13 protein-coding genes are annotated in these 12,715 nt (G+C 62.8%); 3 read left to right on the top strand and 10 right to left on the bottom strand.

Annotated features, from left to right (window positions below):
• The first annotated feature begins 30 nt into the window (after positions 1-30).
• Positions 31-909, top strand: coding sequence for an ACP S-malonyltransferase (gene fabD / locus LQR33_RS02725; RefSeq protein ID WP_231467392.1), 879 nt, complete (start codon positions 31-33; stop codon positions 907-909).
• 664 nt (positions 910-1,573) lie between these two features.
• Here the strand turns inward: fabD and LQR33_RS02720 are convergent.
• From LQR33_RS02720 to LQR33_RS02705, 4 genes are all read right to left on the bottom strand, one after another.
• The gene (locus LQR33_RS02720; RefSeq protein WP_231467390.1) at positions 1,574-2,821 is read right to left on the bottom strand and encodes a hypothetical protein; all 1,248 of its coding nucleotides are present in this window, start codon (positions 2,819-2,821) and stop codon (positions 1,574-1,576) included.
• 265 nt (positions 2,822-3,086) lie between these two features.
• The gene (nudC, locus tag LQR33_RS02715; RefSeq protein ID WP_231467388.1) at positions 3,087-3,884 is read right to left on the bottom strand and encodes an NAD(+) diphosphatase; all 798 of its coding nucleotides are present in this window, start codon (positions 3,882-3,884) and stop codon (positions 3,087-3,089) included.
• 25 nt (positions 3,885-3,909) lie between these two features.
• Positions 3,910-5,043, bottom strand: coding sequence for a YbdK family carboxylate-amine ligase (locus LQR33_RS02710; protein ID WP_231178890.1), 1,134 nt, complete (start codon positions 5,041-5,043; stop codon positions 3,910-3,912).
• Positions 5,036-6,241 carry a cation:proton antiporter gene (locus LQR33_RS02705; protein ID WP_231467386.1) on the bottom strand — a complete coding sequence of 402 codons (1,206 nt, stop codon included), beginning with the start codon at positions 6,239-6,241 and terminating at the stop codon, positions 5,036-5,038. The genes LQR33_RS02710 and LQR33_RS02705 overlap by 8 nt, the downstream gene beginning before the upstream one ends.
• A gap of 93 nt (positions 6,242-6,334) precedes the next feature.
• On the opposite strand from LQR33_RS02705, the gene LQR33_RS02700 reads away from it, so the two are divergent.
• Positions 6,335-7,135 (top strand): M90 family metallopeptidase, encoded by an 801-nt coding sequence (locus LQR33_RS02700; protein ID WP_231467384.1) that lies wholly within the window; start codon positions 6,335-6,337, stop codon positions 7,133-7,135.
• Here LQR33_RS02700 and LQR33_RS02695 read toward each other — a convergent pair.
• A complete protein-coding gene (locus LQR33_RS02695; protein ID WP_231467382.1) occupies positions 7,123-8,436 on the bottom strand; it encodes an MFS transporter in 1,314 nt (437 codons plus the stop codon). The genes LQR33_RS02700 and LQR33_RS02695 overlap by 13 nt on opposite strands.
• 195 nt (positions 8,437-8,631) lie before the next feature.
• On the opposite strand from LQR33_RS02695, the gene LQR33_RS02690 reads away from it, so the two are divergent.
• Positions 8,632-8,925 carry a hypothetical protein gene (locus LQR33_RS02690; RefSeq protein ID WP_231467380.1) on the top strand — a complete coding sequence of 98 codons (294 nt, stop codon included), beginning with the start codon at positions 8,632-8,634 and terminating at the stop codon, positions 8,923-8,925.
• A 47-nt stretch (positions 8,926-8,972) separates the two neighbouring features.
• On the opposite strand, the gene LQR33_RS02685 is transcribed toward LQR33_RS02690, so the two are convergent.
• The 5 genes from LQR33_RS02685 to LQR33_RS02665 all read right to left on the bottom strand — a co-directional run.
• Positions 8,973-9,467: a hypothetical protein gene (locus tag LQR33_RS02685; protein ID WP_231467378.1), complete on the bottom strand. Its 495-nt coding sequence runs from the start codon at positions 9,465-9,467 to the stop codon at positions 8,973-8,975.
• Positions 9,464-10,309: a carbohydrate ABC transporter permease gene (locus LQR33_RS02680; RefSeq protein ID WP_231467376.1), complete on the bottom strand. Its 846-nt coding sequence runs from the start codon at positions 10,307-10,309 to the stop codon at positions 9,464-9,466. Before LQR33_RS02680 ends, LQR33_RS02685 begins: the two co-directional genes overlap by 4 nt.
• A 7-nt stretch (positions 10,310-10,316) precedes the next feature.
• Complete coding sequence (locus tag LQR33_RS02675; protein WP_231467374.1) at positions 10,317-11,186, bottom strand: carbohydrate ABC transporter permease; 870 nt, start codon at positions 11,184-11,186, stop codon at positions 10,317-10,319.
• Positions 11,187-11,265: 79 nt separating this feature from the next.
• Positions 11,266-12,522: an ABC transporter substrate-binding protein gene (locus tag LQR33_RS02670; RefSeq protein WP_231467372.1), complete on the bottom strand. Its 1,257-nt coding sequence runs from the start codon at positions 12,520-12,522 to the stop codon at positions 11,266-11,268.
• Positions 12,523-12,532: 10 nt separating this feature from the next.
• Positions 12,533-12,715, bottom strand: a 183-nt coding sequence (locus LQR33_RS02665; protein WP_414626562.1) for a hypothetical protein, incomplete at its 5' end; no start/stop codon positions are given.

Genomic DNA, 12,715 nt, shown 5'->3' with positions numbered 1-12,715 from the left:
TTTGGATAAGCTATCAATCAGGAGATCATTTTGAAAAAAATAGCAATTCTTTTTCCAGGCCAAGGCGCGCAATTCAAGGGTATGGGCAAGGATGTATTCCCTTTATTCCCCGAATTAACTGAGCTGGCGTCCGATATTTTGGGTTACTCAGTCGAGCGGCTATGTGTATCGGACCCTGAGGGGAAACTGCGTTACACTGATTATACTCAGCCCGCCTTATATGTAGTGAATGCGCTAAATTACTATAATCTTAAAAATGAGAGGCCGGAATTAGGTGATGCCCATTTTCTGATGGGGCACAGCTTGGGCGAGTATAATGCCTTGCTGGCTGCCGATGTTTTTGATTTCGAAACGGGGCTTCGTTTGGTTCAGAAGCGTGGCGAGCTCATGGCCCGGGCGAGAGAAGGGGGGATGGCCGCAATTCTTGGCGCTAGGATCGAACAAGTACGACAAATAATATCTGACCATCACCTAGATGAGATCGATATAGCCAACCTGAATACGCCAACACAGGCGATCATTGCAGGTCCCAAGGAATCGATGGTCGCTGCAGAAAAGGCATTTGACTCTAGCGGTTTCACTTATTATCCATTGAATGTTAGCGCGCCATTTCATTCGCGATACATGGAGGATGCTCAGGCGGTATTTGTTAGATTTGCGGCACAGTTCGCTTTCCGTAGCCCAAAGAGTGCTGTTATCGCAAACTATACTGCAAGACCTTACGAAAACAACGCCATAGAAGCAACATTGATTAAGCAGATTGCCAACTGTGTGCGATGGGTGGAAAGTGTTCGCTACGTCATGGACCAAGGCGATGTTGAATTCATCGAAGTTGGAAGCACGATTCTGACGAAGATGGTCAAGGAAGTTGGCAGCGAAAAAAATCTCGCTAGTGTTGGCCTGTCATGATCAGCTGATTTCTATCTGGTTCAGATGGTGAATAGTGTAAGATGGGCATGAAAATTGCAAGCTCCCGGAGTGAGAATATTCAAGTAAGCATTCCGGGGGCTGCATTTCACCTTATTAGGTATAATAGGCCAATTTTTATGAAGCATCTGCAGTCTTGAGTCTGTATTGGCTAGCCATTTTCAGACAGATTTTAATGTTGAGCTTCTCAGACTGGCGGCGAAAACCTATAGTTGTGACGATGGGCTGCCGCCAGTTATGTCAATTCGTCAGATAGCGGCTGATACCTCATCGCGTAGCCGTCAGCGATCCATAGCCCGACTCAAATTCTCTCGATCTTCCAACCCAAACAGAGCATCCATATCAAATCGTTTAACGGACGCTTTCGTTATGAGTATCCGAATGAGCGCTGGCTCATCAGCTTGTGCGGCATGCCCAGGTTGTGATCGAAGCTCGGCGGCGGGAATGCAATGACGAAAGGCCCAAGAAATCTATTTGACACCGACAGTCTACGCCAAATCGTTCGCTGAAATCAGATACATCAACTCCGGACTCTAAAGCTCTCCGCGGCTAAAACGGGAGGGCATCGTGTGGCGCTAATCCGAATAGAAAAAGACGGAACCGCACAATTTTTCTGTGCGGTTTGTTCAGGGAAGGGCTGGTGGCGTCAGCGCGGTGTCTTCGACTTGATGTTTCCACCCGCGCGTACGGCTTTCACTGCTAGGAAGCGCGAGAAGGCGTCGATGCGCGAAGCATTGCTGCCATCCTGGATGCCGGCGTCGCTCATCATGGTGTAGTAGGCGCTGGGTTGGAACAGCGCGGTGAACAGGTAGCCGCTGCGCAGGTAGTTGGTGTCCTTGCTGTTGCCGGCGCCGGTGGTGCCGTTGAGGCGGCCGGCGTAGTGGCGGTCGCCCAGGCGCATCACGTCGAGCACGGTGTTGGCGATGGGCGCCAGCTGCGCGGCTTGCAGGCCGTAGCGTCCGCTTTGATACAGCCGATACAAGCCGGCGGTGTCCAGGCTGCCATGGCTGTTGTCTTCGCCGGAGGTGTCCGGCATGGTGTAGCCCCAATCGTAGGCGGGGCGGCCGGCCTTGTCGGTGTAGCGGGTGAGGCCGGACTGGAGGAGCCAGTCCAGATTGGCTTGCAGGATCTGGTCGTAGCGTTTGACGCGGGCCGGGTCGTCTTTCAGCAGTTCGTGGGCCTGTGCCAAGTTGAGAAAACCGTAGCCGAACATCATCTGCTGGTTCCACGGCACGGGCAGACCGGCTTTATATGGCGCGTTGGCGGCGAAGTACATGCGGTTGCCGTCGGTCAGCTTGATCAGCGATTTCAGGATGTGCTGGTCAACCGTCTTGTCGGCTTGGCTCAGATAGGTCTTGGCGCGCTGCAGATAGGTGGCGCCGAAATGGAAGGGGTCGCCGCCGGCCACTTTCTGGTTGTATACCGCAGTGGTTTTCAGTATCTGCCGGGCGCAGCTGCCCAGGTGGCCCACCGGGTCGCCTTGTTCGCCGCCGGTCTGGATCGGGCTGACGTCCGGCTTGTTCGGCCATACCGGATCGATGCGGCCGGTCCAGATCACTCGCTGGCCAGCTGGCGCCGGCAGGATGTCGTTGCGTTCCGACAGCAGCGCGTCGCAGAAGGACACCATTTTGTCCAGCAGGGGCTGGCTCGGCGCGATGTCGTAAACCAGGGCCATGGCTTTCAGATTTTCGCCGCTGCGGCCTTGCGCCCATTCGTTGTCGACATTGGACGCGCCCGGTTGCAGCCCCTGCGCGAAATCGACGAAGGACTGGATTTCGTTGCGGGTGACCGGGCCGTCCAGGCTGTCCACGGTCATGGCGGCCGCCTGCGCGGTTGCGCAGGCAAGGGGCAGGCTTATCGTCAGGGCAAGGTTCAGCAGGTTTTTTTGTTTCACGATCGATTCTTTCATCCGGAAGTAAACAAGGCGAGCAGCATTTTGCAATGCTTTTCTCGAGTAAATATTCTATTTGAATTTTCATCGCAGCGGCAATGACAGCTCGCTGCCTTGTTCATGAAAGATGGCGCGAGGACGCGCTGGCCGATGCCTGCGCTGGATTTTTCCCGTGCGGGCGTTTCTTTTGGGACGGTTTGTGAAGTCTGGGAGCCGGCGCCGAATCGGAGGGAGGGCGCATCCCTCCGATTCAGGTTTGGGGAGCGGCTTATGCTTGCTGATTTCGGATCAGCTCGCGCCCGTGCGCGATCAGGTGATGGGCGATGGAGATCGGCGAGGGCAGCGTCGGCAGCGCGTCTATGTCAAACCAGCCGGCATCCTCGATTTCGCCTTCCTGGGGGCGGATGTCTCCGCTGTCGTATTCGGCGGTGAAAGCCAGCATCAGCGAGTGCGGGAAAGGCCAGGATTGGGAGAAGGCGTAGCGCAGGTTTTTCACCTTGATGCCCACTTCCTCCCAGGTTTCGCGGTGCACGCACTCTTCCAGCGTTTCCCCGGGTTCGACGAAACCGGCCAGCGCGCTGTACATGCCGGGGGTGAAATGCGGGCTGCGGGCCAGCAGCAGTTCGCGGCCGCGGCGGACCAGCACCATCATGGCGGGGGAGATGCGGGGGTAGTACACCTGGCCGCAACTGGGGCAATGCCGGCCCAGCTGATCGCTGTTTACCGCCAGCGGCGTGGCGCAATGGCCGCAGAAGCGGTGGCTGTGAAAGAACTGGCGCAGCTGGGCGGCGCGGGCGGCCGCCTGAACCTGGGCCGCGGGCATGGCCATCAGCGCCGGCCGCAGAGGCAGCCATTCTCCCGCTTGCGGCGGAGCTTCGCCGACCAGATCCGCCATGAACAGATTGCTGTCTTCATGGATGCCGAGAAAGCGCTGGCCGGTCAGCGCGCAGCCGGCAGGCGGATGCGCTGGCAGCTGCTGGTTTTGCAGCCAGAGCAGGCCGCCGTTGAAGACGCACCAGCGCGCGGGCAGTTCCGGCGCCGGCTGTTGCGGGAGTTCGAAAGGCATAAAAGGGCGATCCGATTGGAATCGCTTAGTTTACGCCGACTCCCGGCTCGGCGTACATCCAGTGCTCGCTCTGGCGCCGCACCACTTCGCTCAGTGATCCGCTCTGCTCGAACACCTGGCGCAGCCAGCGGCTGTCGCTGTGGCATTTCAATGCCCGCTGGCGCAGCGCCGCCAATTGGTGCTGGCTGCCCAGCGCCTCTGCGTGCGGCTCCAGCGCGCGCAGCGTGTCCAGCAGGTCTTCCTGCAGTCCCAGCTGGTTCTTGGAGCGGGCATCCACCATCACGCCGTCGAACCCGAAGCGGCAGGCCTGGAAGCGGTTGTAGCTGTAGGTGAGGTAGGGTTCGGAGCAGATGTCGTTCCACTCTTCCTCGAAGCAGCGCCGCGCCAGCATCTGGGCGTAGGCGGCCAGCAGCACCGGGGTTTCGATGGAGAGCGGAGTGTCGCAGATGCGGATTTCCACGGTGCCGTATTCCGGCTTGGGGCGGATGTCCCAATAGAAGTCCTTCATGCTGGCGACGATGCCCAGCGCCTCCATCCGTTCGAAGTAGTCGTTGAACGCGTTCCAGCTATCCACCACCGGCATGCAGCCGGACAGCGGGAAGGCGTTGACGCTGGTCAGCCGCGAAGTCTGGAACGAGGTGTCCACGCCCTGATAGAAAGGCGATGACGCCGACAGCGCGATGAAATGGGGAATGTAGCGGGCCAGGTAATGGGTGAGCCGCACCGCGGCGTCGCCGTCCGGACAGCCGATGTGAATGTGCTGGCCGTAGACGGTGAACTGCTTGGCCAGGTAGCCGTACAGCTCGGACACCAGGCGGTAGCGTTCCTTGGGATAGATGCGCTGGTCTTCCCAGTGCTGGAACGGATGGGCGCCGCCGCCGGCCAGGCCCAGGTTCAGTTTGTGGGCGCTGTCCACCAGCAGCTTGCGGATGGCGAGCAGCTCTTCCAGCATCGCGTTGACGTCGCTGTGGACGGCGGTGCCGATTTCTATCATGCCCTGGGTGATCTCGGGCTTGATGTCGAAGTCGTGCGGCTTGCGGTTGATCTGCAGCAGCAGATCGTCGGAACCGCGGGTGAGATTGTAGTCGCGGCGGTTCAGTATCATCAGTTCCAGCTCCACGCCCAGGGTGAGCGGCTGGCTTTGGTTGAATTCAAGCATGGCTGGCTCCTGCGGTTTCGCCGGCCAGGCGCAGGGCCTGCCGGGTGAGGACGGGGGCGACGATCTCGTTGATCAGCAGCGCGGCCATCAACGCCGCGCTGAAGCTGGTGGCGGCTTCGCCCAGCGACACGATGCCCAGACCCAGCAGCAGCGCGGAGCCGCTGTTCATCGGGCTGAGCGCCAGACCTAGCCAGGCGCCCTGCTGGCGGGAGAGACCGTTGCCGCGCGCGGCCAGCCACCACACCAGCATGCCGATGCCGCTCCGCAGGATCAGGCACAGCAGCGCCAGCTGCCAATGCGAGGCAAGCGCCTGAGGCGACAGGTGGGCGCCGGCGGACACGAAGAAGGCGACGGTGAACACATGGCTCATCGACAGGATGCCCGGTTCGCTGACGGTGTAGCCGTGACGCAGCGTGCGGGTGCTCATGCCGGCCACCAGCAGCGCCAGCAAGGCCAGCAGTTGCAGCATGTCGGCTGTGCCGACCAGCAGCGCGATCAGGCCGAACAGCAGCACGCGCTGCGCTTCGCGCTGATGGCCGCCCAGCCAGCGGTTGAGCTGGGTGGTGACCAAGCCGGCGACCAGGCCCAGCGCCACCGAGCCCAGGATCAGCCAACCGGGCATCAGGATGCCGTCCTCCACGCTGTGGTCGGCGGAAAGATGGGTGTAGGACAGCGCCAGCGCGAAGCCGGCCATCGCCAGCAGGCTGGACAGCGCGGTGGCGGTCAGCAGCCGCTCGCTGACCTGGCCGTCGGCGCGCGACTCGCGCGCGATCTCCAGCACCACGATGGGCGAGGTGGCCATGCCCAGCGCCGCCAGCATCAGGCTGGCCGGCGCGCCGAAGCCATTGCTGTTCAGCAGCGCGAACAGCGCGGCGAACACCAGCAGGCAGTAGAAAAGGGTGGTGGCGAGCAGGGTTTTCTCCACCCGCAGCCAGCGCAGGTCCACGCGGCGGCCGGCTTCGAACAGCGCGATGCCCAGCGCCAGCTGCACGAACAGAGAGGCTTCGCTCAGCAATTGCTGGTTGAGCAGATTGAGATTGTAGGGACCGATGATCAGGCCGGTGACGATGTAGCCGGTGATGGCGGGCAGGCGCGCGACGCGCACCGCGATCTGGCCGCCTATCACGCCAAGCGCGAGCAGGATGCCAAACGCGGCCAGCGGGTTCAGCATCAGATTGTGCCAGATGGGAGTGGTCATTATGGTTTCTCCTGTATTGCGGGGCGAGGCATTGAATTGCTCCTTCCCCGCCCTAAGGTATCAATGAATGACGCGATTCCGAGCCAAGAGTTCATGCTATTAGACTGGATGCGCCGCCTGGGCGGCAAACGAATACCGGCCGCCTTGTTGTCGCGCTTGCGGAGCGAGGCGGGCGGCATGCCGCTGCTGAAGGGCTTGTCGGCCGAAGAAACAGACCGTCTGGTCAGGCTGGCCGGCGAACTGCTGCTGGCCAAGACCGTTACCGGTCTGGAAGACATGGAAGTGGACGACGCCATGCGCTGTCGGCTGGCGCTGCAAATGGCGCTGCCGGGCATGAACCTGGGCATGCGCGCTTACGAAAACTGGCGCGAGGCGATACTGTACCCGGCCCCGTTCGTGGCGCGCAACCGCTGGCAGGACGGGATAGGGCTTACCCATGAGGGCGAGCAGGTGCTGATCGGCCAGGCCAACTACCAGGGTCCGCTGGTGTTTTCCTGGCCGGACGTCAACGAATCGCCGTTGCTGGACGGCTGGAACGTGGTGATCCACGAGACGGCGCATCAGTTCGACATGCTGGATGGCCCGGCCAACGGCGCGCCGCCCTTGCACAAGGGCATGGACCGCGCCGCCTGGAGCCGGGCCTGGAACCAAGCCTACCGGCAGTTCTGCCGCGAGGTGGACCACGGGATGGAGGGTTGGCTGGACCCGTACGCCAGCGAAAATCCGGCGGAGTTCTTCGCCGTGCTCAGCGAGGCCTTCTTCGAAATCCCGCATCTGGCGCGGCGGGATTATCCCGAGCTGTACCGGCTGCTGAGCCAGTTCTATCGCCAGGACCCGGCGGCCAGGCTGCCGCCGGTGGACGAGACCAGCGTGATGCCGGTTCAGCCTTCCTGAGCCAGCGCCGCCGAGCCGGTTTTCTTTTCGGCGAACAGCAGGTAGCAGCCGACCAGCAGGCCGATCAGGCATTGCAGCATCAGGTAGTAGGCCGGCGCCAGCGCGTCGTATTTCAGCCAGATGGACAGCAGGATGGGCGTGAGGCCGCCGGCGAAGGCGTAGGCGACGTTATACGAGAATGACAGGCCGGAGAAGCGCACTTGCGGCGGGAAGGCGCGCACCATCACCAGCGGCACCGCGCCGACGATGCCCACGCTGAAGCCCAACAGCGGATACAGCGTGTACAGCTGGCCGGCGTGCGCCGCCATCGACGAGTAGAACGCGTAGCTGCTGGCGGCCAGCAGCAGGCTGCCGCCGATGAAGGTGGGGCCGCTGCCCAGGCGGTCGCTGGACACGCCGGCCACCAGGCAGCCCAGCGTCAGCGCGACGATGGCCAGGCTGTTGGCGCGCAGCGTGTCCACCGCCGGCAGGCCGAACTGCTTCTGCAGATAGGCCGGCGCCATCAGGATGGCGACGACGATGGAGATGGCCAGGAACCAGGTGACGAACATCGACAGCGCGACGGCGGCCTTGTGCTTCTTCAGCACGGTTTTCAGCGGCAGCTCCTCGGCCAGGGCCTTGCGCGCCTGCATCTCGGCGAATACCGGCGTCTCGTGCAGCCATTGGCGCAGCTGCATCGCCACCAGTCCGAACACGCCGCCCACCAGGAAGGGCACGCGCCACGCCCAGTCGGCGATCTGCTGCGGGCTGAAGGCCAGGTTGATCGCGGTGGCGATCAGCGAGCCCAGCAGGATGCCTATGGTCAGGCCGGAGGTGATCACGCTGCAGGCGAAGCCAGTGTGGCGCGCCGGCGCGTGCTCGGCGACGAACACCCAGGCACCCGGCACCTCGCCGCCTATCGCCGCGCCCTGCAGGATGCGCATCGCCAGCAGCAGCAGCGGGGCGGCCATGCCGATTTCGTGGTAGGTGGGCAGCATGCCCATGGCCAGCGTAGGCAGCGCCATCAGCACGATGCTCAGCGTGAACATGCGCTTGCGGCCCATCAGGTCGCCGAAATGCGCCATCACGATGCCGCCCAGCGGGCGCGCCAGATAGCCGGCGGCGAAGATGCCGAAGGTTTGCAGCTGGCTCAGCCAGTCCGGCATCGATGGCGGGAAGAACAGCTTGCCCAGCACCACGGCGAAAAACACGAAGATGATGAAGTCGTAGAACTCCAGCGCGCCGCCCAGCGCGGCCAGAAACAGCGTCTTGCAGTCCTGCCGGTTCAATGGGCGGTGCGGCGAGAGGGAGCGGGTGTCCATGCGGCGATTTCCTTTGTCTTGGTATGGTTATGTATCGACCGTATGGTTGTTGAATGTAAGGTCGTGCCGAGCAGATTAAATGACGGCGGCGATGTCTGACAATAAGACTCGTTCGCGGCGCGCGGTTGTTAGGGCACTGTCTTCATCCGGCAATGCTAGACTCGGACCGTCGCGTATCGAATCATGGAGGCGTCGATGCTGGAGTTCATCGGCAGGATGCTGCTTGGCGTGCTGGACTTTGTCCTGGACCTTTACCTGATACGCGTGATCCGGCGGGGAAGAGGCCATCCGCCGCGTCCGATGGCGGAGGATGCCGCCAACCTGGCGCTATGGGAGTGGCTGATTCTTCCCATCTGCGGCTTGGCGGCGATGCTGGCCGGCTTCCTGATGGGCGCGGCGGGCGTTCCCATCTTCCTGTGCGTGGCGATACCCGGCATCGCGGCGCTGGTCTGCGCGCTGCGGTCTTTCAGGAAACGGATGGATCTCTAAGCCAGCCCATGTCGAGGCTGCGGCTATCCCCGCTGCGGCTGGCGGATTTAATCCGGATTGTCTTTGCCCAGCGGAAAGGTCTTTGAGCTGGCGGCGTATTGTTTTGTCACTTCGGCATGGACCATCAGCCTGGATGGTCTCAGGATGGGGCCTGCCGCCGCGTATAGCCGGTCCGGATCGGGGCCGTACAGGTACAAAAAGCCGTCATTGCCGTCCAGATGCAGCTCGGTTTCGCCCAATTCGCCGGCCCTGGCGCGTTTGATCGCGCTGGCCAGCTTGCGCTCCAGGGCGCGGATTCTGGCGAGGTCTTGCGGGTAATAATCGAAACGCACCGTGATGGACGGCTCAGGCAGTTTCTGTGTCGGCGGCGCGGCAGCGGCGGCCGCGGAAAAGGCGAGAAGCAGGGCGGAGAGAAGCCCCCATATTGCGATATTGCGAACGCCGGGTTCCTGAGAGAAAGATGAATCGCCATGATACGGGTCCGCTGGACCCATGTCGCGCAGCGGCGCGGCCGCGCCGGAACCGTCGCCCGGGTTTTTCATTTCACCGCCCCGTCCATTCCTCGCATGAAGTAGCGCTGGCACAGCGCGAACACCGCCAGCACCGGCAGGATGGTCAGCACCGCGCCGGCGGCCACCATCCGGGTGGAGGTGGCGAACGCGCCTTTCAGATAGAGCACGCCGACCGACAGCGGATACAGGTCCGGCGTCTTCAGCACCACGCTGGGCCAGACATAGACGTTCCACGACCACACCAGCGTGAAGATGCCCAGCGTGGCGAGGTAGGGCAAGGACAGCGGCAGGCAGATGCGGCGGAACACCTGCCAGTCGCTGGCGCCGTCCATTCGCGCGGCGTCGACGATCTCGTCCGGAATCTCCTCGAACGCGTGCTTCATCAGGTAGATGCCGAAAGCGCCGGCGATGGACGGCAGCACCACGCCCAGCCGGCTGTCGTCCAGGCCCAGCCGGCTGATGGTGACGTAGTTGCTGATGAAGTTGATCTCGCTGGGCAAGAGCAGGGTGGCGATGATGGCGTAGAACACCGGCTGCCGGCCGCGGAAGCGCAGCTTGGCCAGCGGAAACGCCGCCAGCGCCGACACCGCCAGCGTGCCCAGCGTGGTCAGGCCGGACATCCACAGCGAATTCCAGAAAAAGCGTCCCAGCGGGATGGCGTCCCACACCGCGGCGAAGTGTCGCCAGCCGGCGTCTTTCGGCCACAGCGGCGGCGGGAAGTCGAACACCTGCTCGCCGTCGCCGACGGCGATGCCCAGCGTCCACAGGAAGGGATAGACGCAGGCGAAGGACAGCGCGAGCAGCAGCAGGTAGTCGGGCAGGCGTCGCAGCAGCTTGCGCGGCGCGGCGCGGTTCAGGGCGATGGCGGTCATGTCGTCCTCAGCGGTGATCGGCGCGGATCAGCTTGAAATTCAGCCAGGCCAGCAGCAGGCAGACCAGGGTCAGCACCAGCCCGGCAGCGCTGCCGCGGCCGAAGTCCAGTTGGTTGAAGCCCTGGTGGAAGGCGTAGTAGAGAGCGGTGTAGGTGGAGTTCATCGGCGCGCCGCGCGTCATCACCAGCACCTCCTCGAAAGCTTTGATCGCGTCCAGGGTGGAGATCAGGCTGCAGAACAGGATGGTGGGCTTGAGCATGGGCAGGGTGATGCGCCAGAAGCGTTGCCAGGCATTGGCGCCGTCCAGCCGCGCGGCTTCCTGCATCTCGGCCGGAATCGCCTGCAGGCCGGCGAGATACAGCACCATGTAATAGCCGATGCCGCGCCAGAAGGTGACGAACATCACCGAATACAGCGCCAGGTCTTCGTCGCTGAGAAAACCGACATCGTGTTCCTGCTTTACCCATCCCAGCCAATGCAGCGCGCCGTTGAGCACGCCGTAATCGGCGTACATCCAGTTCCACATGATGCCCACCACCGACACCGTGGTGATCACCGGCAGGTAAAAGGCGGCGCGGAACCACTTGATGCCGGGCAGCGCCTGGTTCACCAGCACCGCCAGCGCGATGCCGGCCAACTGGATGGCCGGCACCACCAGCAGGTAGCGCAGCGAGTTGCCCAGCGCCTGGATGAACACCGGGTCGTCCAGCAGGTAGCGGAAATTGTCCAGGCCCACCCACTGCGGCGGCGAGACCAGGTCGTAGCGGGTGAAGGCGACGTAGCTACCGAACAGCAGCGGCCAGAAAGTGAAAACGCCCATCAGCAGCAGGGCGGGAGACAGGAACAGCCAGGCGTTGCGGGCGGAGGTCGGCGTCATGCTTGCGGTCCGGCTTGGGCTTCGGGAGAAAAAGCGCCCCTGCCGGAAGACGCGGCGAGGGGCTGAGGAGGGAAGAGAGTTACTTCAGCTGGCGGTTCCAGAAGGCGACGGCGTCGTCCAGCGCCTTCTGCGCGTCCTTCTTGCCGGTGACCGCGGCTTCCACGTTGTCGACCAGATTCTTTTTCAGATCGCCGACATTGGGCACGCCGGTCAGCACCAGGGTGCGGATGTTGAGCGCCACCTTGGCGCCCTCGATGCGCGAGCTTTCTACCGCGCCGCCGCCGGCCGAGGTCTTGACGAAATAGCTGTCGGCCAGCGCCCGGCGGGTGGAGGGGAAGGTGGCGCCGGTCACTTTGGCGAAGGCCAGCTGCTGGGCGTCGCCGGTCAGAAACCTGGCGAACTTGACCGCTTCCTGCTGCGTCCGCGCCGGCAGCCCCTTGGATACGGACCAGCTGAACAGATAGCCGCCCTGGGCGATCTTGGTCGGTCCCAGGGGCGCCGGCTGCACCACGGTGGCGGCGTAGATGTTGCGCGCGTCGCTCTGGGTGCGCTGGGCGGAGGTGGGCGCGGTTTCCATCATCGCCAGCCGGCCGCTGTTGTATAGCTTGATGCTGGCCTGGTAATTGTCGTCGGCGAACAGATTGTCCCTGGCCAGAGCGCCGGCCTTGTAAGCGTCGGCAAGCTTGCGGATCAGCGCGGCGTGCGCGGGGCTGTTGAACACGGCCTTGCCGTTCTGGATCAGCGGCAGGCCCTGGCCCAGCATGATGCCGTCTATCTGGCCCAGTTGCGGCAGCAGGCCGGGCACGCCGGTCTTGGCCTTGATGATCTTGGCCAGGCGCAGTTCGTCGTCCAGGCTGGCGATCGGCCGTTTCGGGTCCAGGCCGGCTTTCTTGAACAGCTCGCCGTTGATCACCAGCACATTGATGTTGTTGTACCACGGCAGACCATACAGCTTGCCGCCGAAGCTGAGATCGGCCAGCGCGTTGGGCAGATAGGCCGCCTTGTCCGCGCCCAGCGCCGCGTCCAGCGGAATCAACGTGCCTTTCTGCGCGTATTTGAACAGGCGCGGCACGTCGTGGTTGACCAGCGTCGGCGGCCGGCCGGCGGCGATGGCGGCGTTGAGCTTGGTTTCGAAATTGTCGTTGAACACGTCCACCCACTGCACTTCTACGTCGGGATGTTGCGCCTCGTAGGTTTTCTTGACGTTGGCGAAGTAGCCGTCGAAGGTGGGCTTCAGCGAGTCGGTCCAGAATTCCAGCCGGACTTTTTCAGCATGAGCGGATAGGCTGCAGGCCAGCAGCGCGAGCGCGGCCAGCGCGGGGCGGAACGGTTTCATCGTCTTCTCCTTATTGTTGCGGGTTCGAGCGTTGCAGCAGCAGCAAGGCACCTTGGGCGGAATCGCCGCGCGGCGCGACGAGGCGCTGGCGGAAGCCCGGCGGCAGCCAATCGCGCAGCGCCTGGCCTAGTCCGCCGCACAAGGCCACCGGCAATTCGTCTTTCGGGTCCAGCGCGCGGGCGATGGCCCAGGC

The organism is Chromobacterium piscinae (assembly GCF_021129175.1).
Lineage (GTDB): Bacteria > Pseudomonadota > Gammaproteobacteria > Burkholderiales > Chromobacteriaceae > Chromobacterium > Chromobacterium piscinae.
This window is presented reverse-complemented; position numbering and strand designations above follow the sequence as displayed.

Coding starts and splice junctions, on each gene's coding strand:
- LQR33_RS02705 (WP_231467386.1), bottom strand. CDS start 6,241: ATGACCACTCCCATCTGGCACAATCTGATGCTGAACCCGCTGGCCGCG.
- LQR33_RS02690 (WP_231467380.1), top strand. CDS start 8,632: ATGCTGGAGTTCATCGGCAGGATGCTGCTTGGCGTGCTGGACTTTGTC.
- LQR33_RS02710 (WP_231178890.1), bottom strand. CDS start 5,043: ATGCTTGAATTCAACCAAAGCCAGCCGCTCACCCTGGGCGTGGAGCTG.
- LQR33_RS02670 (WP_231467372.1), bottom strand. CDS start 12,522: ATGAAACCGTTCCGCCCCGCGCTGGCCGCGCTCGCGCTGCTGGCCTGC.
- LQR33_RS02680 (WP_231467376.1), bottom strand. CDS start 10,309: ATGACCGCCATCGCCCTGAACCGCGCCGCGCCGCGCAAGCTGCTGCGA.
- LQR33_RS02700 (WP_231467384.1), top strand. CDS start 6,335: ATGCTATTAGACTGGATGCGCCGCCTGGGCGGCAAACGAATACCGGCC.
- LQR33_RS02685 (WP_231467378.1), bottom strand. CDS start 9,467: ATGAAAAACCCGGGCGACGGTTCCGGCGCGGCCGCGCCGCTGCGCGAC.
- LQR33_RS02675 (WP_231467374.1), bottom strand. CDS start 11,186: ATGACGCCGACCTCCGCCCGCAACGCCTGGCTGTTCCTGTCTCCCGCC.
- LQR33_RS02695 (WP_231467382.1), bottom strand. CDS start 8,436: ATGGACACCCGCTCCCTCTCGCCGCACCGCCCATTGAACCGGCAGGAC.
- nudC (WP_231467388.1), bottom strand. CDS start 3,884: ATGCCTTTCGAACTCCCGCAACAGCCGGCGCCGGAACTGCCCGCGCGC.